This window comes from Streptomyces sp. GL_148 (genome assembly GCF_057834205.1).
The window spans coordinates 1,701,418-1,722,814 of the sequence record NZ_CM174396.1 but is presented as its reverse complement, the minus strand read 5'-3'; the positions used below and the strand labels follow the sequence as shown (position 1 = coordinate 1,722,814).

General features: G+C 68.3%; 17 protein-coding genes. 12 read left to right on the top strand and 5 right to left on the bottom strand.

Going from position 1 to position 21,397, the window contains the following annotated elements:
* Positions 1-13 precede the first annotated feature (13 nt).
* Complete coding sequence (locus AC3IYI_RS07885; RefSeq protein ID WP_489409501.1) at positions 14-796, bottom strand: MIP/aquaporin family protein; 783 nt, start codon at positions 794-796, stop codon at positions 14-16.
* Positions 797-1,126: 330 nt separating this feature from the next.
* Positions 1,127-1,894 carry an IclR family transcriptional regulator gene (locus tag AC3IYI_RS07880; RefSeq protein WP_489409500.1) on the bottom strand — a complete coding sequence of 256 codons (768 nt, stop codon included), beginning with the start codon at positions 1,892-1,894 and terminating at the stop codon, positions 1,127-1,129.
* 277 nt (positions 1,895-2,171) lie between these two features.
* Here AC3IYI_RS07880 and metH point away from each other — a divergent pair, with 277 nt between their 5' ends.
* From metH to AC3IYI_RS07860, 4 genes are all read left to right on the top strand, one after another.
* Entirely contained in the window at positions 2,172-5,705 is a 3,534-nt protein-coding gene (gene metH, locus AC3IYI_RS07875) for a methionine synthase (RefSeq protein WP_489409499.1), read from the top strand.
* A gap of 142 nt (positions 5,706-5,847) precedes the next feature.
* Positions 5,848-6,549: an HAD family hydrolase gene (locus AC3IYI_RS07870; protein WP_243334006.1), complete on the top strand. Its 702-nt coding sequence runs from the start codon at positions 5,848-5,850 to the stop codon at positions 6,547-6,549.
* A gap of 480 nt (positions 6,550-7,029) precedes the next feature.
* On the top strand, positions 7,030-8,634 hold the full coding sequence (locus AC3IYI_RS07865; protein WP_489409498.1) for an ABC transporter substrate-binding protein: 1,605 nt from the start codon (positions 7,030-7,032) through the stop codon (positions 8,632-8,634).
* A gap of 151 nt (positions 8,635-8,785) precedes the next feature.
* Positions 8,786-10,366 carry an ABC transporter substrate-binding protein gene (locus AC3IYI_RS07860; protein WP_489409497.1) on the top strand — a complete coding sequence of 527 codons (1,581 nt, stop codon included), beginning with the start codon at positions 8,786-8,788 and terminating at the stop codon, positions 10,364-10,366.
* A gap of 135 nt (positions 10,367-10,501) precedes the next feature.
* Here the strand turns inward: AC3IYI_RS07860 and AC3IYI_RS07855 are convergent, their stop codons facing one another.
* Positions 10,502-11,176 (bottom strand): response regulator, encoded by a 675-nt coding sequence (locus AC3IYI_RS07855; protein ID WP_489409496.1) that lies wholly within the window; start codon positions 11,174-11,176, stop codon positions 10,502-10,504.
* 75 nt (positions 11,177-11,251) lie between these two features.
* The gene (locus tag AC3IYI_RS07850; RefSeq protein ID WP_489409495.1) at positions 11,252-12,181 is read right to left on the bottom strand and encodes a RecB family exonuclease; all 930 of its coding nucleotides are present in this window, start codon (positions 12,179-12,181) and stop codon (positions 11,252-11,254) included.
* A gap of 174 nt (positions 12,182-12,355) precedes the next feature.
* Between AC3IYI_RS07850 and AC3IYI_RS07845 the strand changes: the two genes are divergently transcribed.
* The 3 genes from AC3IYI_RS07845 (at position 12,356) to AC3IYI_RS07835 (ending at position 15,403) form a co-directional block, all read left to right on the top strand.
* Positions 12,356-13,555 carry a site-2 protease family protein gene (locus AC3IYI_RS07845; protein WP_489409494.1) on the top strand — a complete coding sequence of 400 codons (1,200 nt, stop codon included), beginning with the start codon at positions 12,356-12,358 and terminating at the stop codon, positions 13,553-13,555.
* 18 nt (positions 13,556-13,573) lie between these two features.
* Positions 13,574-14,527: a tRNA (adenine-N1)-methyltransferase gene (locus AC3IYI_RS07840; RefSeq protein ID WP_489409493.1), complete on the top strand. Its 954-nt coding sequence runs from the start codon at positions 13,574-13,576 to the stop codon at positions 14,525-14,527.
* Between the two features lie 249 nt (positions 14,528-14,776).
* The gene (locus AC3IYI_RS07835; protein WP_489409492.1) at positions 14,777-15,403 is read left to right on the top strand and encodes a hypothetical protein; all 627 of its coding nucleotides are present in this window, start codon (positions 14,777-14,779) and stop codon (positions 15,401-15,403) included.
* Between the two features lie 4 nt (positions 15,404-15,407).
* Here AC3IYI_RS07835 and AC3IYI_RS07830 read toward each other — a convergent pair whose 3' ends face one another.
* Positions 15,408-15,728 carry a ferredoxin gene (locus AC3IYI_RS07830; RefSeq protein WP_489409491.1) on the bottom strand — a complete coding sequence of 107 codons (321 nt, stop codon included), beginning with the start codon at positions 15,726-15,728 and terminating at the stop codon, positions 15,408-15,410.
* Positions 15,729-15,993: 265 nt separating this feature from the next.
* Between AC3IYI_RS07830 and arc the strand changes: the two genes are divergently transcribed.
* The 5 genes from arc to prcB all read left to right on the top strand — a co-directional run bounded on the left by arc (position 15,994) and on the right by prcB (position 21,369).
* On the top strand, positions 15,994-17,760 hold the full coding sequence (arc, locus tag AC3IYI_RS07825) for a proteasome ATPase (protein WP_266910136.1): 1,767 nt from the start codon (positions 15,994-15,996) through the stop codon (positions 17,758-17,760).
* 251 nt (positions 17,761-18,011) lie between these two features.
* Positions 18,012-19,523 (top strand): depupylase/deamidase Dop, encoded by a 1,512-nt coding sequence (dop, locus tag AC3IYI_RS07820; protein WP_489409490.1) that lies wholly within the window; start codon positions 18,012-18,014, stop codon positions 19,521-19,523.
* 195 nt (positions 19,524-19,718) lie between these two features.
* Positions 19,719-19,931, top strand: coding sequence for a ubiquitin-like protein Pup (locus AC3IYI_RS07815; RefSeq protein ID WP_030294332.1), 213 nt, complete (start codon positions 19,719-19,721; stop codon positions 19,929-19,931).
* Between the two features lie 47 nt (positions 19,932-19,978).
* Positions 19,979-20,578 (top strand): endonuclease VII domain-containing protein, encoded by a 600-nt coding sequence (locus AC3IYI_RS07810; protein WP_489409489.1) that lies wholly within the window; start codon positions 19,979-19,981, stop codon positions 20,576-20,578.
* On the top strand, positions 20,530-21,369 hold the full coding sequence (gene prcB, locus AC3IYI_RS07805) for a proteasome subunit beta (RefSeq protein ID WP_489409488.1): 840 nt from the start codon (positions 20,530-20,532) through the stop codon (positions 21,367-21,369). The genes AC3IYI_RS07810 and prcB overlap by 49 nt, the downstream gene beginning before the upstream one ends.
* Positions 21,370-21,397 lie beyond the last annotated feature (28 nt).

The window sequence follows — 21,397 nt, the reverse complement described above, 5'->3', positions numbered from 1 at the left end:
TGCCGATTGCTGATCAGGCGAACGCGATGTTGTACAGACCGCCGGCGAGCGCGGCACCCGCGAGGGGGCCGAGGACCGGGATCCAGGAGTAGCTCCAGTCCGAGCCGCCCTTGTTGGGCAGCGGCAGCAGGGAGTGGACGATGCGCGGGCCGAGGTCGCGGACCGGGTTGATGGCGTAGCCGGTGGGGCCGCCCAGCGAGAGGCCGATGCCGACGACGACGAACGAGGTGATCAGGACGCCGATGACGCCGAGGCCCTTGCCGTCGTCCTGGAGGCCCTGGGTCAGGATGGCCAGGACCAGGACGGCGGTGCCGATGATCTCGGTCGTCAGGTTCTGGACGACGTTGCGGATCTCGGGGCCCGTGGAGAAGATCCCGAGCACCGGGCCGGCCACGTCGTGCGGGTGCGGGTCCTCGGGGCCGAGCTTGGCGTCACGGATGTGCTCCGGGTCGGACAGGTGCGCCCGGAACTGGCCGTAGTAGGCGAGCCACATCAGGACCGAGCCGATCATGGCGCCGAGCAGCTGGCCGGCGACGTAGACCGGGACGTCGCCCCAGGCGCCGTCCTTGATCGCGATGCCGACGGTGACGGCCGGGTTGAGGTGCGCACCGGAGAGCGGCGCGGAGACGTAGGCGGCGATCAGGACGGCGAAACCCCAGCCGAAGGTGATCGCGAGCCAGCCGGCGCCGCGGGCCTTGGAGCTCTTGAGTGTCAGCGCGGCGCACACGCCGCCGCCGAGCAGGGTGAGCAGGGCGGTACCGATGGTCTCGCCGATGAAGATGTCGGAGCTGGACACCCGCGACTCCTTTGTCGTTCAGGGGTGGTGGCCGCCGGGTCCCTCCGGCGGTCCACGCACTCGGTGAGTGCTGCACCGGTCCTTGGCCTTGCCACACCCTAACGCGTATTGCCGGTAGGTGTTCGGCAATGCCGACCGATGAACGGCAGTTTTCCGCCCAGGTGAAGCGGGCGTCAAGGGTTGACCAGGCCAATGAGCCGGATCGTTACCGGTCGGTGTGATCGAACGAATCGCGCCAATAAGTGATCATCAAACGCCAAAAACCACCCAAATGCCACTTTGACGTGGCTCTTGGGTGGTCAGGGCAGAGTGATGGGCCTCAGGCCAAGGTCAGAACCGGCCCGCCCCGAGATCGCGCGAAACCGCCCGCGCGCAGTCCCGTACGGACGCCACGAGGGACGGCAGGGGCTCCCCGGACTCCCCGCACACCCGCTCCACGGCGCCCGCGACGGCGACCGCGCCGACCGGCATCCTGCGCCGGTCGTGGATGGGGGCCGCCACCGAGGCGAGCCCGTCCCACGTCTCCTCGACGTCACTGGCCCAGCCGCGCGCCCGGGTCAGCTCCAAGATGCCCTCGAAGGCGGTGCCGTCGGTGACGGTGCGGGGGGTGAACGCCTCCCGCTCCACCTCGTGGGCCTGCGTGTGCGCCACCGGGTCGTACGCCGACAGGACCTTGCCCAGGGCCGTGGAGTGCAGCGGCTGCATGGCCCCCACCTCCAGCACCTGACGGCTGTCGTCGGGCCGGAACACGTGGTGCATGATCAGCACCCCGCTCTTGTGCAGCACCCCCACGTACACGCTCTCCCCGCTCGCGCGGGCCAGATCGTCCGTCCACACCAGAGCGCGCGCCCGCAGCTCGTGGACGTCCAGATAGCTGTTGCCCAGGCGCAGCAGCTCCGCACCGAGCTGGTAGCGGCCCGAGGCCGGGTCCTGCTCCACGAAGCCCTCGGCCTGCAGCGTGCGCAGGATCCCGTGGGCCGTGCCCTTGGCCAGGCCCAGGGAAGAGGCCACGTCCGAGAGCCCCAGCCGGCGCTCGCCGCCCGCCAGGAGCCGCAGCATCGCAGCGGCTCGTTCGAGCGACTGGATGTTCCGTGCCATCGCGCAGCCTCCTGCTGACGTAGTTCGACAATGCTGAACAGTATCGGTCGATGTCGACTTCGTGCATGACGAGGACGACACTCCGGGGCCGAGTCGTCCAGCGCGTCATCCAGGAGGGCCCGGCCGAAAGCCGCCACCATCCCCCGGGCACAGAATGCAGTCCGCCACGTGGGACGCCCTCACCGGGGCCGGGTGTCCACCGTTACCCTGGCCGCGTGCACCCTTGACACAGAGGGGGTGCAAAGCCGACAGCCGTCGCATCCCAGGGAGCTCAACCATGGCCTCGTTGCCGAACCCGCCCGCTGACACCCAGACCCGGGCCGATGCCCTCCGCCGGGCACTGGCGACCCGCGTGGTCGTCGCCGACGGAGCCATGGGAACCATGCTCCAGGCCCAGGACCCCACCCTGGACGACTTCGAACAGCTCGAAGGCTGCAACGAGGTCCTCAACGTCACCCGCCCCGACATCGTGGCCAACGTGCACCGCGAGTACTTCGAGGCCGGCGTCGACTGCGTCGAGACCAACACCTTCGGCACCAACTACGCCGCCCTCGCCGAGTACGACATCGCCGACCGCAACCACGAGCTGTCGGTCGCCGGCGCCCGGATCGCCCGCGAGATCGCCGACGAGTTCACCGCCTCCACCGGACAGCAGCGCTGGGTCCTCGGCTCGATGGGCCCCGGCACCAAGCTGCCCACCCTGGGCCACATCGACTACGGCACCATCCGCGACGCCTACCAGATCAACGCCGAGGGCCTGATCACCGGCGGCGCCGACGCGCTCCTCGTGGAAACCACCCAGGACCTCCTGCAGACCAAGTCCTCCATCGTCGGCGCCCGCCGCGCCATGGAGGCCCTCGGCGTCTCCATCCCGCTGATCTGCTCCGTGACCGTGGAGACCACCGGCACGATGCTGCTGGGCTCGGAGATCGGCGCCGCGCTCACCGCGCTGGAGCCCCTGGGCATCGACATGATCGGCCTGAACTGCGCCACCGGCCCCGCCGAGATGAGCGAGCACCTGCGCTACCTCGCGCGCAACTCCCGCATCCCGCTCTCCTGCATGCCCAACGCGGGCCTGCCGGTCCTCGGCAAGAACGGTGCCCACTACCCGCTGTCCGCGAGCGAGCTCGCCGACGCCCAGGAGACCTTCGTCCGCGAGTACGGCCTCTCCCTCGTCGGCGGCTGCTGCGGCACCACCCCCGAGCACCTGCGCCAGGTCGTGGAGCGGGTCCGCGGCCTGAACCCGGCCGTCCGCGACCCGCGCCCCGAGCCCGGCGCGTCCTCGCTCTACCAGACCGTCCCGTTCCGCCAGGACATCTCGTACATGGCGATCGGCGAGCGCACGAACGCGAACGGGTCGAAGAAGTTCCGCGACGCCATGCTCGAAGCCCGCTGGGACGACTGCGTGGAGATGGTCCGCGACCAGATCCGCGAAGGCGCCCACATGCTCGACCTGTGCGTCGACTACGTCGGCCGCGACGGCGTCGCCGACATGCGGGAGCTCGCCGGACGCTTCGCGACCGCCTCCACCCTGCCCATCGTCCTGGACTCCACCGAGGTCCCCGTCCTCCAGGCCGGCCTGGAGAAGCTCGGCGGCCGCGCCGTCATCAACTCCGTGAACTACGAGGACGGCGACGGCCCCGAGTCCCGCTTCGCGAAGGTCACCCGCCTCGCCCGCGAACACGGCGCCGCGCTCATCGCGCTGACCATCGACGAGGAGGGCCAGGCCCGCACCGTCGAGCACAAGGTCGCCATCGCCGAGCGCCTCATCGAGGACCTCACCGGGAACTGGGGGATCCTCGAGTCGGACATCCTCATCGACACCCTGACCTTCACCATCTGCACCGGCCAGGAAGAGTCCCGCAAGGACGGCATCGCCACGATCGAGTCGATCCGCGAGCTCAAGCGCCGCCACCCCGACGTCCAGACCACGCTCGGCCTCTCCAACATCTCCTTCGGCCTCAACCCGGCCGCCCGCGTCCTGCTGAACTCCGTCTTCCTCGACGAGTGCGTCAAGGCCGGCCTGGACTCCGCGATCGTCCACGCGTCCAAGATCCTGCCGATCGCCCGGTTCGACGACGAGCAGGTCACCACCGCCCTCGACCTGATCTACGACCGGCGCGCGGAGGGCTACGACCCCCTGCAGAAGCTGATGGCCCTCTTCGAAGGCGTCAACACCAAGTCGATGAAGGCCGGCCGCGCCGAGGAGCTCCTCGCCCTGCCGCTCGACGAGCGCCTGCAGCGCCGCATCATCGACGGCGAGAAGAACGGCCTGGACGCCGACCTCGACGAGGCCCTCCAGACCCGCCCCGCCCTGGACATCGTCAACGACACCCTCCTGGAGGGCATGAAGGTCGTCGGCGAACTCTTCGGCTCCGGCCAGATGCAGCTCCCCTTCGTGCTCCAGTCCGCCGAGGTCATGAAGACCGCGGTGGCCCACCTGGAACCCCACATGGAGAAGACCGACGACGAGGGCAAGGGCACCATCGTCCTGGCCACCGTCCGCGGCGACGTCCACGACATCGGCAAGAACCTCGTCGACATCATCCTGACCAACAACGGCTACACCGTCGTCAACATCGGCATCAAGCAGCCGGTCTCCGCGATCCTCGAAGCCGCACAGGAACACAAGGCCGACGTCATCGGCATGTCCGGCCTGCTGGTCAAGTCCACGGTGATCATGAAGGAGAACCTGGAGGAGCTCAACCAGCGCAAGCTGGCCGCCGACTTCCCGGTCATCCTCGGCGGCGCCGCCCTCACCCGCGCCTACGTCGAACAGGACCTCCACGAGATCTACGAGGGCGAAGTCCGCTACGCCCGCGACGCCTTCGAGGGCCTGCGCCTGATGGACGCCCTCATCGCCGTCAAGCGCGGCGTCCCCGGCGCCAGCCTCCCCGAACTCAAGCAGCGCCGCGTCGCCAAGCGCACGGGAACATCAGCGGCTGGCGCCGCGGGTGCGGCCCTCGTCGAGGAGACCGAAGAGCCCGGCGGCCGCTCCGACACCTCCACCGACAACCCCGTGCCCACCCCGCCGTTCTGGGGCACCCGCGTCGTCAAGGGCATCCCGCTCAAGGACTACGCCTCCTGGCTCGACGAAGGCGCCCTCTTCAAGGGCCAGTGGGGCCTCAAGCAGGCCCGCGCCGGCGGAGCCACCTACGAGGAACTCGTCGAGAGCGAAGGCCGCCCGCGCCTGCGCGGCCTCCTCGACAAGCTGCACACCGAGAACCTCCTCGAAGCCGCAGTCGTCTACGGCTACTTCCCCTGCGTCTCCAAGGGCGAGGACCTGATCATCCTCGACGACGCCGGCAACGAGCGGACCCGCTTCACCTTCCCGCGCCAGCGCCGCGGCCGCCGCCTGTGCCTCGCCGACTTCTTCCGCCCCGAAGAATCCGGCGAAACCGACGTCGTCGGCCTCCAGGTCGTCACCGTCGGCTCCAAGATCGGCGAAGCCACCGCCAAGCTGTTCGAGTCCGACTCCTACCGCGACTACCTGGAGCTCCACGGCCTCTCCGTCCAGCTCGCCGAGGCCATGGCCGAGTACTGGCACGCCCGCGTCCGCGCCGAGCTCGGCTTCGGCGGCGAGGACCCCGCCAAGGTCGAGGACATGTTCGACCTGAAGTACCGCGGAGCCCGCTTCTCCCTCGGCTACGGCGCCTGCCCCGACCTCGAGGACCGCGCCAAGATCGCCGACCTCCTCCAGCCCGAGCGCATCGGCGTCCACCTCTCGGAGGAGTTCCAGCTCCACCCCGAGCAGTCCACCGACGCCATCGTCATCCACCACCCCGAAGCCAAGTACTTCAACGCACGCTGAGACGTAATTCAACGCACGCCGCCACGGACCGGCGTACACTAGTCGGTCCCATACAGGCCGGTCACCTGTTCCCCCGGGCACACCCCCGGGGGTGAGGTGACCGGCCTTCTCGTCCCCAACGGACCCCCGGAAAGGTGCGCGCATGACGAGCACAGTCCCCGCCCCCGTCGCCCGTACGGCCGACGGACACGCCCTGCAGGCGGTGCTGCTCGACATGGACGGCACCCTCGTCGACACCGAAGGCTTCTGGTGGGAGATCGAAGTCGGCGTCTTCGGCGAACTCGGCCACCGCCTCGACGAATCCTGGCGGGACATCGTCGTCGGCGGCCCCATGACCCGCAGCGCCGGCTTCCTCATCGAATCCACCGGCGCCGACATCGGCCTCGCCGAGCTCACCGTCCTGCTCAACGAGCGCTTCGAAGCCCGCATCGCCGACCGCGTACCCCTCATGCCCGGCGCCGAACGCCTCCTCAGCGAACTGGCCCGGCACAACGTCCCCACCGCCCTGGTCTCCGCCTCCCACCGACGCGTCATCGACCAGGTCCTGCTCACCCTCGGCCGCGACCGCTTCACCATGACCGTCGCCGGCGACGAGGTCACGCGCACCAAGCCCCACCCCGACCCCTACCTCCTCGCCGCCCACACCCTCGGCGCCCACCCCTCCCGCTGCGCCGTCATCGAGGACACCGCCACCGGCGTCGCCGCCGCCGAAGCCGCCGGATGCAGGGTCGTCGCCATCCCCTCCGTAGGCCTGATCGCACCCGCCCCGGGCCGCACCATCGTCGGCTCCCTCGAAGACGTCGACCTGCCCTTCCTGCGCTCCCTCATCACTCCGCTGAACTGACCGCGCACGCTCTGTACGGGACGATCCGCCCCAGGACCAAAGTCCCGCGGGCAGATCTCCCGCGCACTTCCCCGGGGGCCGAAATTCCATCCCTACCGGGTGAGTTGTCCCGGGTGACCTTTGTCACCCGCAAAGCCCCCTTCGCACCACTGCGCGCCCTCCCACACCATCCCTTGTGTCCCCATTGATCAGCACCTGACCGACTCTGCGCACCACCCCGCGTACACCCCCGGTCAACTCCCGCAACGGAGCGACAACACCCCCGCTCCACACCGTTCAAGCCACCCCTCCGCAGGCCACTAATGTCGATCCGGGCACTGCGCCGCACCTCAGCCGTCCCGGACACACACCCCTGTTTCCGGAACCGCGTGGACCGATCGTCACACCACCGGCCCGATCGTTCCGCCCAGAACGGGCGACCGTCGCGATGCCCTCCACGCCAGCTTTGAACAAGTGCCGGGTCGAGGGAGTACTTCCAGCATGAACCGCAAGACCATGGCGCTGACGGCAGCCGCCGGACTGCTCACCCCCGCGCTGACCGCCTGCGGCAGCACCAGCGGCGCAGGAGCGGGATCCGGAGCGATCGTCGTCGGAACCACCGACCGGTTCGAGGCAGCCGACTACGCCCCCGCCCCGCTCGACCCCGCCTACGCCTACGACGCCGGCACCTGGAACATCCTCCGCCAGACCGTCCAGACCCTGATGCACACCCCGCGCGGCGGCGGCCGGCCCGTCCCCGAAGCAGCCACCGAATGCCGCTTCACCGACACCGGCAACGATGGCTACCGCTGCATCCTGCGCCCCGGCCTCACCTTCGCCGACGGCAGCCCCCTCACCGCGCAGGACGTCAAGTTCTCCATCGAACGCGTCCTCGCCATCAAGGACGAGAACGGCCCCTCCTCGCTGCTCTCCACCATCGACACCGTCGAAACCAAGGGCGCCGACACCGTCGTCTTCCAGCTGAAGACCGCCGACGCCACCTTCCCGTACAAACTCTCCACCCCCGCCGCCGGCATCATCAGCTCCAAGAAGTACGACGCCAAGAAGCTCCGCGCAGGCTTCGCCGTCGACGGCTCCGGCCCCTACACCATGAAGGCCGAAGTCAAGGGGAACCGCCTCGTCCGCGCCGTCTTCAACAAGAACCCGAACTACCGCGGTGATCTGAAGCTTCAGAACGACAAGGCCGAACTGCGCACCTTCGACGACTCCGACGCCATGGGCAAGGCCCTGGAACGCGGCACCGTCCACATGGTCTCCCGCACCCTGTCGCCCGCCCAGATCACCGAACTCTCCGCCAATCCCCCCAAGGGCATCAAGCTCGTCCCCATGCCCGGCCTGGAGATCCGCTACCTCGGCTTCAACACCGACGCCCCCGGAGTCAAGGACAAGGCCGTGCGCCAGGCCCTCGCCGCCGCCGTCGACCGCAACGCCCTCATCGCCAAGGTCTACGGCACGTCCGCGCAGCCCTTGTACTCCCTGGTCCCCACCACCCTGAGCGGACACGTCAACTCCTTCTTCAACAAGTACGGCGAAGCCAACACCGCCAAGGCCGCCGACCTGCTGAAGAGCGCCGGGATCAAAACCCCGGTCAAGCTGACCCTCCACTACACCAACGACCACTACGGCGACGGCACCGCGGCCGAGTTCGAAGCCCTCAAGGCCCAGCTGAACTCCACCCAGCTCTTCGACATCACCGTCCAGGGCGCCGACTGGGCCGACTTCAGGCCCGCGCAGAAGAAGGGCGACTACGCCGCCTACGGGCTCGGCTGGTTCCCCGACTACCCCGACGCCGACAACTTCCTCGCCCCCTTCCTGGAGCAGGACAACTTCCTGGGCACGCCGTACGCCAACACCACGGTGCGCACCAAGCTCATCCCCGAATCCCGCCGCGCCGTCGACCGGGGCGTCGCCGGCCCCGCGATCGCGGAGATGCAGGACATCGTCGCCGAGGACGTACCCGTCCTGCCCCTGTGGCAGGGCAAGCAGTACGTCGCCGCACGCGACGGGATCACCGGAGTGGAGTGGTCGGTCAACGCCATCTCCGACCTCCAGCTGTGGGAACTCGGCCGCGGAGTCAGCGGCTGACACCCCGGCACCAGGCCCCGGCACCAGGCCCCGGCACCGGGCCCCGGCACCAGGCCACAGCCCCACCCCACCCGGCCCGTGACCCCACCACGGGCCGGAGCACCACCCAGACAGAACCAGACGAGCCAGTAAGACTGAGAAGGACGTTCACGTGAAGACACGCAACCAGTGGTTGGCCGCCCCGCTCGGAGCGGCCACCGCCGCCGCGCTGCTGAGCGGTTGCGGTGCGACGGACGGCTCCAACGCCGGCAGCGGCAAGGGCGTCGTCATGGGCATATCCGACGAGGTGAAGGCCACCGACCCCGCCTCGGGCTACGACCCCGGCTCCTGGCTGCTCTTCAACAACGTCTTCCAGTCCCTGCTCAGCTTCCCCAAGGGCGGCACCACCCCCGAACCCGACGCCGCACAGGCCTGCGCGTTCGAGGGCAGCGAGAGCAAGACCTACGTGTGCACCCTGCGCGGCGGCCTGAAGTTCAGCAACGGCAACAGCCTCACCTCCAAGGACGTCAAGTACTCCTTCGAGCGCACGCTCAAGATCAACGACGAGAACGGCCCCGCCGTCATGCTCGCGTCGATCGGCACCATCGACACCCCCGACGACAAGACCGTGGTCTTCCGCCTCAAGACCCCCGACGCGACCTTCCCCAGCAAGATCGCATCCGGCGCCGGCTCCATCGTCGACCACACCGAGTACCCCGCGGACAAACTCCGCACCGACGGCAAGGCCTTCGGCTCCGGCGTCTACAAGCTGGACTCGATCAACGACAAGAGCGCCGCCTTCTCCGTCAACGACAGCTACAGCGGCAAGGCCAAGCCGAAGAACAGCGGCGTCACCATGAAGCTCTTCAACGAGGACCAGGCCGCCCTCAAGAAGGTCCTCGAAAGCGGAGACGTCGACTTCGCCTTCCGCGGCCTCGCCGCCAAGGACATCGCCGGCCTCGCCTCCCAGGCCGGAGACCAGAAGGTCGAGGTCGTCCAGGGCGCCGGCGCCGAAGTCGAACACCTCGTCTTCAACACGAGCGACCCCGTCGCCGGAAAGCTCCCCGTCCGCAAGGCCATCGCCTACCTCGTCGACCGCGAAGCCCTCGTCAAAGAGGTCTACGACGGCACCGCCACCCCGCTCTACTCCATCGTCCCGGCCGGGATCGCCTCCCACACCACCCCCTTCTTCGACCGCTACGGCGGCACCCCCCAGCCCGAGAAGGCCAAGGCCGTCCTCCGCGCAGCCGGCATCAAGGACAAGGTGAAGCTCACCCTGTACTCGACGCCCTCCCGCTACGGCCCCTCGACCGACGAGGAATTCCGCCTCATCGCCAAGCAGCTGAACGACAGCGGCCTGTTCGAAGCCGACGTCAAGTCCGTGGAGTTCGAGCAGTACGAGAAGGACATCCAGGCGGGCAAGTACGGCGTCTACGTCAAGGGATGGGTCCCCGACTACCCCGACGCCGACAACTTCACGCAGCCCTTCTTCGGCCCGGACAACGTCCTGCACAACAACTACGAAAACAAGGAGATCACCGGGACGATCATCCCGTCGACCTCCGCGAAGTCCGACCGCGGCACCGCCAGCAACGACTACGCCCGCCTCCAGGACATCGTCGCCGAGGAGATTCCGCTCCTCCCGCTCTGGCAGGGCAAGCAGTACGCCGTCACCCGCCCGAACGTGACCGGCCTGCAGTGGTCCCTGGACGCCTCCACCGTCTTCCGCTTCTGGGAGATCAGCAAGGGCTGAGCCGCCCCGCTCAGGGCAGCACCCGCAACGGCAACGGGCCCGCCTCCGCACCAAGCGGAAGCGGGCCCGTACGCGTGTACCCGTACCCGTACCCGTACTCGTACCTGCGACCTCAGCGAGAGCGGCCCGAGCCGCCTACTGACCGGCCCCCGGACGCACAAGACCACTCTCGTACGCGTACACCGCCGCCTGCACCCGGTCGCGCAGACCCAGCTTCGTCAGCACATGACCCACGTGCGTCTTCACCGTCGTCTCGCTCACGAACAGATCCGCCGCGATCTCCGCGTTCGACAACCCCCGGGCCACCAGCTTCAGCACCTCGACCTCCCGCTCCGTCAACGAAGCGATCATGTCCGGAACGCTGTCCTCACCCGACGGCAGATGCCCCGCGTACTTGTCCAGCAGCCGCCGCGTGATGCTCGGCGCCAGCATCGCCTCGCCACCCGCCACCACCCGGATCGCCTGGATCAACTCCGCCGCCGGCGCATCCTTCAGCAAGAACCCACTGGCCCCCGCCCGCAGCGCCTCCACCACGTACTCGTCCAGGTCGAACGTCGTCAGCACCAGCACCTTCGCCGGACCGTCCCGCCCCGGACCCGTGATCTGCCGCGTCGCCTCCACCCCGTCCATCCGCGGCATCCGGATGTCCATCAGCACCACATCGGGCTGCAAAGCCCGCACCTGGTCCAACGCCTGCAGACCGTCCCCGGCCTCACCGACCACCGCCACATCCTGTTCGGCCTCAAGGATCATCCGGAAACCGGTACGCAGCAGCGGCTGATCGTCGACCAGCAGTACGCGGATCGCCACGGGGTCTACCTCGTATTCATCGGGTCCGTTCGGACAGCAACGGGGAACCCGGCCCATTCTGCCCTGACCCCAAGATCACGATTCGCCGCGGCCGGCCGACGGCAACGCCAGCGGATACACCGGGGGAGTACCCCCGAACTCCGGACACACCGCCTGATGATCACACCAGCCGCACAGCTTCGACTGCCGCGGCCGCCAGTCACCCGTCTCCGTCGCCTCCCGGATCGCCTCCCACAGCGCCAGCAGCTTGCGCTCCATCCGCTCCAGATCCTCGATCACCGGGTCGTACGTCACCACGTCCCCACTGCCCAGATACACCAGCTGCAGCCGCCGCGGCACCACCCGCTTCAGCCGCCACACCACCAGCGCGTAGAACTTCATCTGGAACAGCGCACCCTCGGCATACTCCGGCCGCGGCGCCTTCCCCGTCTTGTAATCGACGATCCGCACCTCACCCGTCGGCGCCACGTCCACCCGGTCGATGATCCCGCGCAGCCGAAGCCCCGACTCCAGCTCCGTCTCCACGAAGAACTCCCGCTCCACCGGCTCCAGCAGCGTCGGGTCCTCCAACGTGAACCACCGGTCCACCAACGCCTCGGCCTCGCCCAGCCAGCGCGCCAGCCCCGCCCCCTCATCACCCCCCGGGAACAGCTCCAACAACTCCGGCTTCGACTCCACCAGCCGGTCCCACTGCCCCGGAATCAACGCCTTCGCCCGCGGCGCCGTCCGCTCCGGCGCCGGATGATCGAAAAGCCGCTCCAGCACCGCGTGCACCAACGTCCCCCGCGTCGCCGCCGCACTCGGCTTCTCCGGCAACTTGTCGATCACCCGGAACCGGTACAACAACGGACACCGCATGAAATCACTCGCCCGCGAAGGCGACAGCGAGGAAGGCGCCACCGCCACCGCCTGCGCAGGCACCGAAGCGGGCACCGAGCCGGGCACGGAGCCGGGCACGGAACTGGTCACTGCATCGTCCGGACCGCTGCCGGGGCTCGTCGTCATGGACAAAACCCTACGACCCGCCACCGACAGCACGCGCATACCATCGACGCCGACCCCCCTCGCACTGCATGATCGGAGCATCACACCGCGCAACGGCGCACCCCGACACCACGGGAAAAACCACCGGAACACCGGCGCACCACCGCACCGGACAGCAGCGAACGAAGGACAACCGTGGCAGACACCGACGAAACCGGCGAGCGCGCTGGCCGGCGCTCAGGACCGGGCGGCGGACTCCTCATGGGCCGCCCCTTCGGCGTGCCCGTCTACGTCTCGCCCAGCTGGTTCCTCGTCGCCGCCCTCATCACCTGGGTCTTCGGCGACCAGCTCGACCGGATCCTGCCCGACCTCGGCACCCTGCGCTACCTCGTGGCCCTCTTCTTCGCCGTCGCCTTCTACGCCTCGGTCCTCGTCCACGAACTCGCCCACACCATCGCCGCCCTCCGCTTCAAACTCCCCGTACGCCGCATCCAGCTCCAGTTCTTCGGCGGCGTCTCCGAGATCGAGAAGGAATCCGAAACCCCCGGCCGCGAATTCGTCCTCGCCTTCGTCGGCCCCCTCCTCTCCCTCCTCCTCGCCGGCGCCTTCTACCTCGGCATGAAAACCGTCGAACCCGCCAGCGTCCCCGGCGTCCTCCTCGCCGGCCTCATGATCTCCAACCTCCTCGTCGCCGCCTTCAACCTCCTCCCCGGCCTCCCCCTCGACGGCGGCCGCATGCTCCGCGCCGTCATCTGGGGCATCACCGGCAAACCCATGACCGGCACCATCGCCGCCGCCTGGGCCGGCCGCGCCCTCGCCGTCGCCGTCCTCCTCGGCCTGCCCCTCCTGAACTACACCGGGACCCTCGGCAACCCCACCGACGACATCGGCGGCATGGACACCGTCATGGACGCCCTCCTCGCCGCCATCCTCGCCGCCATCATCTGGACCGGCGCCGGCAACAGCCTCCGCGTCGCCCGCCTGCGCGAACACCTCCCGGAACTCCACGCCCGCAAACTCACCCGCCGCGCCATCCCCGTCGAGAACGCCACCCCCCTCTCCGAAGCCCTCCGCCGCGCCAACGAAGCAGGCGCCCGCGCCCTCGTCATCGTCGACGGACTCGGAGACCCCACCGGCATCGTCCGCGAGAGCGCCATCGCCTCCGTCCCCGAACACCGCCGCCCCTGGGTCTCGGCCGGCACCCTCGCCCAAGACCTCACCGACGGCATGAAGGTTTCAGCGGACCTCGGCGGCGAAGAACTCCTCGACCACCTCCGCGCCACCCCCGCCAGCGAATACCTCGTCCTCCAGGCCGACGGCACCATCTACGGCGTCCTCTCCACCCTCGACGTGGAAAAGGCCTTCGTGAAGGCCATGGCGCGGCCCCAGTCCTGAAGCCAATACACTGGTCACATGTCCGAACCGACCGGTGCCGCCCGCCGACGCGGGCCCTTCGAGGTCGGGGACCAGGTACAGCTCACCGACCCCAAGGGCCGCCACTACACGTTCACGCTCGAAGCCGGGAAGAATTTCCACACCCACAAGGGTTCCTTCCCGCACGACGAGCTGATCGGCTCCCCCGAGGGAAGCGTTGTCCGTACCACGGGCAACGTCGCCTACCTCGCGCTGCGACCCCTGCTCCCCGACTATGTCCTGTCCATGCCCCGCGGTGCCGCCGTGGTCTACCCCAAGGACGCAGGCCAGATCCTGGCCTTCGCCGACATCTTCCCCGGCGCCCGCGTCGTCGAAGCAGGCGTCGGCTCCGGCTCCCTGAGCAGCTTCCTGCTGCGCGCCATCGGCGACCAGGGCATGCTCCACAGCTACGAGCGCCGCCCGGACTTCGCCGAGATCGCCACGGCCAACGTCGAGCGCTACTTCGGCGGCCCGCACCCCGCGTGGCAGCTGACCGTGGGCGACCTCCAGGACAACCTGTCCGACACGGACGTCGACCGCGTGATCCTCGACATGCTCGCCCCCTGGGAGTGCCTGGAGGCCGTCTCCAAGGCGCTGGTCCCCGGCGGCATCCTCTGCTGCTACGTGGCCACCACCACCCAGCTCTCCCGGACCGTCGAATCCATCCGCGAGTTCGGCTGCTACGCCGAACCGCAGCCCTGGGAATCGATGATCCGCAACTGGCACGTCGAGGGCCTCGCCGTCCGCCCGGACCACCGGATGATCGGCCACACCGGCTTCCTCGTCACCGCCCGCCGCCTCGCCGACGGCGTCGAAGCCCCCATGCGCCGCCGCCGCCCCTCCAAGGGCGCCTACGGCGAGGACTACGACGGCCCCGGCAGCCAGTCCGCCGCCAAGACCGCGGAGACGGCCGCCACGGCCACGGCCGCAGCCGACACCGGCGACGGCGTCTGAGCAGCCTGAGCCGCTGAGGGCCGCAAGACGACCCCCGCCACCCGGCAGGCGCCCCGCACCACCAACACGAAGACGCTGTGCCGCAGTTCCCCCGCACCATCCGGGAACTGCGCCACAGCGTCTTTTCGTTGTCCCACGGGACGGACCCGCGCGAGCGCCACCGCCGGCCCGGACCCACCCGTTCCACCCCGATGTGAGGTGTGGCACGATGCTGGCTCCCCGTCACCCTTCGCACAGGAGACACCCCGCGTGCCGCACAGCCCCGCCGAGCCGGCGCCGAGCACCCCCACACCGGCGCACCACCAGGCCCGGCCAGTCCACTGGCTCGCCACCGCCTCGGCCCTGGCCGCCGTCATAGCCGGCGCCGGACTCCTGCAGCCCGACCGCGCCACCGGAGCCTCCGCGCAGCCAGTAGGACCGGCGGGCCCCACGCAGTCCACGAGCCCCGCGGGCGGCCCCGAGACGGTCGCTCCCGATGCGCACGCGCTCACGTACCCCCTGGACTGCAAAGGCGCCCCACACGCCGTCACGGCCACCGCCGAAGGCGACCTCGACGGCGACGGCCGCCCCGAAACCGTCGCGGCCGTCCGCTGCGACGCCGGCTCGGGCACCCCGCCGCACGCGATCTACGTCCTCACCCGGGACCCCGCGAACACAGCGAAGCCCCGCGTCGTCGCCACACTCCTCGAAGCCGGCCGCAATCAGACCGCGACCGATCTCACCGTCCGCGACGGGCTCGTCACCGCGACGCTCCTCGGATACTCATCGCCCGAAGTGCCCCGCTACAGCCCCGATACAGAACAGCTCGCCAAGTGGCGGTGGACCGGCGGAAAATTCCGCCAGGAGCTTACGGATCCGACCCCCACAGGAGTTTGAACCGTCACTCCGCGTCGGGACCGAAGACTTCCACCCTGTCCGAAACCCGCCTTACGTGGATGCAATCCCCGGGACATTCCTTCGCGGAATCCACCACGTCCTGAAGCAGCACCAGCGGAACCGGAGTGGTCGCCCCCGCCTCCACGAGCAACTCGTCGGCAGGGCTCTTCACGTACGCCAGACCATCGATGTCCAGCTCGAACACCTCCGGTGCGTACTGCACACAGATGCCGTCGCCAGTGCAGAGGTCCTGGTCGATCCAGACCTCGAGCGGCTCTCCGGCCTCGCCGGAACCCCCCGCGGAAACCTCCTGCTGCACGGTCATATCTCCTGCCGTTCCCTGCCTCGAGTGATCCATCCCGGTCAGATACTCGCGGCAAGTCGCACGAGCTCGGACGGGTGTTGAACAGTTCGACCTTACAACCGGCCGCTTCCCGAGTTTGATGGGTGGGTATTTCCTTGACGGGAGGGAGTACGCAAGGGTGAAGATCGGACACACCCCTACCGTCTTTGTGATCTAGGGGTTTCAATCACCACCAGCCCAGGTAGGGTCAGAAAGCGTCCAGCTCCCCTTGGAGGAGGTGAGGACCGTGGCAGCCCACGACGACGACATCAACCGCGGCATCCGGCCCGGGCGAGGGTCTGAGGACCCCGCCGGCCAGGTTGCCTATCTCGAGCAGGAAATCGCCGTCCTGCGACGTAAGCTCGCCGACTCTCCGCGACACACGAGGATTCTCGAAGAGCGGATCGTCGAGCTCCAGACAAACCTGGCAGGCGTCTCCGCACAGAACGAGCGGCTGGCGAACACCCTGCGCGAGGCCCGCGACCAGATCGTGGCCCTCAAGGAAGAAGTCGACCGGCTCGCACAGCCGCCGGCCGGCTTCGGAGTCTTCCTGCAGTCGAACGAAGACGGAACCGTCGACATCTTCACCGGCGGCCGAAAGCTCCGAGTGAACGTGAGCCCCAGCGTCGAACCGGAAGACCTCCGGCGCGGCCAGGAGGTCATGCTCAACGAGGCCCTCAACGTGGTCGAGGCCATGCAGTACGAGCGGGCCGGGGACATCGTCACCCTCAAGGAAATCCTCGAGGACGGCGAGCGCGCCCTGGTGGTCGGGCACACCGACGAGGAAAGGGTGGTGAGGCTCGCCGAGCCGCTCCTGGACGTCACCATCCGCCCCGGCGACTCCCTGCTGCTCGAACCCCGCTCCGGCTACGTCTACGAGATCGTCCCCAAGAGCGAGGTCGAAGACCTCGTCCTCGAAGAGGTCCCGGACATCGACTACGACAAGATCGGCGGCCTGGGCGACCAGATCGAGCTGATCCGCGACGCCGTCGAGCTCCCCTACCTCTACCCCGACCTCTTCAAGGAACACGAACTGCGGCCCCCGAAGGGCATCCTGCTCTACGGCCCTCCCGGCTGTGGCAAGACGCTCATCGCCAAGGCAGTGGCCAACTCCCTTGCCAAGAAGGTCGCCGAAGTCACCGGCCAGCCCACCGGGAAGTCCTACTTCCTGAACATCAAGGGCCCCGAACTCCTCAACAAGTACGTCGGCGAGACCGAGCGGCACATCCGCCTCGTCTTCCAGCGTGCGAGGGAGAAGGCGAGCGAGGGCACCCCCGTCATCGTCTTCTTCGACGAGATGGAATCCCTCTTCCGCACCCGCGGATCCGGAGTCAGCTCGGACGTGGAGAACACCATCGTCCCCCAGCTGCTCGCCGAGATCGACGGCGTGGAAGGCCTGGAGAACGTCATCGTCATCGGCGCCTCCAACCGCGAGGACATGATCGACCCGGCCATCCTGCGCCCCGGCCGGCTCGACGTGAAGATCAAGATCGAGCGCCCCGGCGCCGAGGCCGCCAAGGACATCTTCGCGAAGTACCTCAAGGCCACCCTGCCCCTGCACACCGACGACCTCGGCGAGCACCAGGGCTCCACCGCCGAAACCGTCCACAGCATGATCCAGACCGTCGTCGAGCAGATGTACGCCGAAACCGAGGAAAACCGCTTCCTCGAGGTCACGTACGCCAACGGCGACAAGGAAGTCCTCTACTTCAAGGACTTCAACTCGGGCGCGATGATCCAGAACATCGTGGACCGTGCGAAGAAGATGGCCATCAAGGCCTTCCTCGAGCACAACCAGAAGGGCCTTCGCGTCGCCCATCTCCTCCAGGCTTGCGTGGACGAGTTCAAGGAGAACGAAGACCTGCCCAACACCACCAACCCCGACGACTGGGCCCGAATCTCCGGAAAGAAGGGCGAGCGGATCGTATTCATCCGAACCCTCGTCACCGGAAAGCAAGGCGCGGACACCGGACGCTCCATCGACACGGTGGCCAACACCGGTCAGTACCTCTGACAAACCGGGCCGGCTGCGGATGCCCGGCAAGGGCATCCGCAGCCGACTGCTTTACCTACTGCTCTTTTCAGCCGGTGACAGGGCAAAGTCAATGACTGAAATGATCTCCCCACCAGCGCGGAGTGGTTCTAGGCTCTTCCATACCGCAGGTCGCGCAGTGCGGGGACGGGCACCGCACACGACGCACCGGAGCACCAGCGGTACTTGAGCGCCGCTCCCGAACGGGAGCGCCGCCGGGCAAGGAGGGCCGCATGACCGTACGGCGAGTAATGGGGATCGAGACGGAGTACGGGATCTCCGTCCCGGGGCACCCGAACGCCAATGCCATGCTCACCTCGTCCCAGATCGTCAACGCCTACGCGGCGGCGATGCACCGGGCGCGACGCGCCCGCTGGGACTTCGAGGAAGAGAACCCGCTGCGGGACGCCCGCGGCTTCGACCTCGCCCGCGAGGCCGCCGACAACAGCCAGCTCACCGACGAGGACATCGGCCTCGCCAACGTCATCCTCACCAACGGCGCACGCCTCTACGTGGACCACGCACACCCCGAATACAGCTCCCCGGAGATCACCAACCCGCTCGACGCCGTCCTCTGGGACAAGGCCGGCGAGCGGATCATGGCCGAGGCGGCCGTCAGGGCCGCCCAGCTCCCCGGGGCCCAGCCCATCCACCTCTACAAGAACAACACCGACAACAAGGGCGCCTCCTACGGCACGCACGAGAACTACCTGATGAAGCGGGAAACCCCCTTCTCGGACATCGTGCGCCACCTCACCCCCTTCTTCGTCTCCCGCCTCGTCTTCACCGGCGCCGGCCGCGTCGGCATCGGCCAGGACGGCCGCGAACACGGCTTCCAGATCAGCCAGCGCGCCGACTACTTCGAAGTCGAGGTCGGCCTGGAGACCACCCTCAAGCGCCCCATCATCAACACCCGGGACGAGCCGCACTCGGACGCCGAGAAGTACCGCCGGCTCCACGTGATCATCGGCGACGCCAACCTCTCCGAGATCTCCACCTACCTCAAGCTCGGCACCACCGCACTGGTCCTGTCCATGATCGAAGACGGCTACATCAACGTCGACCTCGCCGTGGACCAGCCCGTACGCACCCTCCACCAGGTCTCCCACGACCCCGACCTGCAGCACCTGATCACGCTGCGCAGCGGGCGGACGCTGACCGCCGTACAGCTCCAGATGGAGTACTACGAGCTGGCCAGGAAGTACGTGGAGGAGCGTTTCGGCTCCGACGCGGACGAGCAGACCAAGGATGTGCTGGCCCGCTGGGAGGACGTACTGGGCCGGCTGGAAACCGACCCGATGAGCCTGTCGGGGGAGCTCGACTGGATCGCGAAGCGGGAGCTCCTGGAGGGCTACCGGCGCCGGGACGGCCTCGGCTGGGACGCTGCCCGCCTCCACCTCGTGGACCTCCAGTACGCGGACGTACGGCCCGACAAGGGGCTGTACAACCGCCTGGTGGCCCGCGGCAAGATGAAGCGGCTCCTGGACGAGACGGCGGTGGAACGGGCGCAGAGCAAGCCGCCGGAGGACACCCGGGCGTACTTCCGGGGGCGGTGCCTCGAGCAGTACGCGGACGACGTGGCGGCGGCCTCGTGGGACTCGGTGATCTTCGACCTGCCGGGTCACGACTCCCTCCAGCGGGTCCCGACCCTGGAACCCCTGCGGGGCACCCGTGCCCACGTGAAGGAGCTCCTGGACCGCTGCCGCACGGCGGAGGACCTGGTCCGGGTGCTGTCGGGGCGCTGAGGCCTTTCCGGTACCCGGCGCGGGGGCTGAAAGGCCCCCGGCCCGGGAATCATGAACACATCCGGACGTTATGAAAGTACCGGGACGGATGTCGGACCCTCCTTGTAGGGTCCGACGTAGAGTCTGATCTTGAGGGATCCCGAATTCGCGGGGTCTTTCGACGTGAGCGTGCGAACCGAGCGGGGTGAGCTAGACATGGCGACCAAGGACACCGGCGGCGGACAGCAGAAGGCGCAGCGCTCGACCGAGGAGGTCGAGGAGGCCGCGGTCGAAGAATCGACCGACCTCAAGGAGCGACAGGAAAAGCTCTCCGACGACGTCGACTCCGTACTCGACGAAATCGATGACGTCTTGGAGGAGAACGCCGAGGATTTCGTGAGGTCATTCGTGCAAAAGGGTGGCGAGTGAAGGTCCTGGGCTAGCTAAGCCTTCAGATCGAAGGCGCGGGGGGTTGCGTGGCCGAGGCGGCGCCTGAAGGAACGAAGCGTTGCTCGCGCTGTAAGCGTGTTCAACCATTCGAGGCTTTCGCGAGTAATCGCGCGATGCGGGACGGCTTTCAGGCGTACTGCCGTGAGTGCCAGGCTGATCACTACAAACAGCGGCAAGAAGCGAAGGGGCGGACGGTGCGGGAGAAGATTCCCGTGCCGTCGGGCCACAAACGGTGTCCCCAATGCGGGGAGATCAAGTCCCACTCGGAGTGGGAGCGGAACAAGACGAGCTCGGACGGGTGGGCCAGCTACTGCCGCGAGTGCCGCGCGCAACGGAACCGGGCCTCGTACTTCAAGCGGCACTACGGCATTACCGAGGCCGAGCGTGACGAGATGATCGCCGCCCAGGGCGGGGTCTGCGTGATCTGCCAAGAGGCTCCGGCGGAGCATGTTGATCACGATCATCGGACGGGTAAGGTCCGAGGCGTACTTTGCTTCGGCTGCAACGCAGGAATCGGGCAACTCAAGGATCGGCCGGACGTCTTGAGGCGTGCAGCCGCTTACGTGGAAGGAAACCTGTGGAACCCAACACTCGTAGCACAGGGCGTCTACCGGCAGCCTTCCTGACGCCGGGGTCGTCGTCCTTCATGGACTTCTTGGGCGCGCACCAGCCCGAGATGCTTCCGGGCAACCGCAAGCTGCCCGAGGGCGTCATCGAGGCGCCGCACGGGACGACCATCGTGGCCGCCACCTTCCCCGGCGGGGTGGTCCTCGCCGGTGACCGGCGGGCGACCATGGGGAACATGATCGCGCAGCGGGACATCGAGAAGGTGTTCCCTGCGGACGAGTACTCCGCCGTCGGCATCGCCGGCACCGCGGGTCTGGCCGTGGAGATGGTGAAGCTGTTCCAGTTGGAACTGGAGCACTTCGAGAAGGTCGAAGGGGCGACCCTGAGCCTTGAAGGTAAGGCGAACCGGCTCTCCACTATGATCCGGAGCAATCTGGGCATGGCCATGCAGGGTCTGGCCGTCGTTCCGCTCTTCGCGGGGTACGACGAGGCCAAGGAGAGGGGCCGGATCTTCTCCTACGACGTGACCGGCGGCCGCTCCGAGGAGCACGGCTACGCCGCCACCGGGTCCGGCTCGATCTTCGCTCGTGGGTCGATGAAGAAGCTGTACCACTCCAAGCTGACGGAGGAGGAGGCCACGACGCTCGTCGTTCAGGCGTTGTACGACGCCGCCGACGACGACTCGGCGACCGGCGGCCCGGACCTCTACCGCCACATCTACCCCATCGTCACCGTCATGACCGACGAGGGATTCCGCAGGCTGACCGACGAGGAGTCCTCGGAGCTGGCCCGCAAGATCACGAACCGTCGGCTGGAGCAGCCCGACGGTCCGCGCGCCGCCCTGCTCTGACCCTCTGACCTCCTCGTCGTCCAGAAGA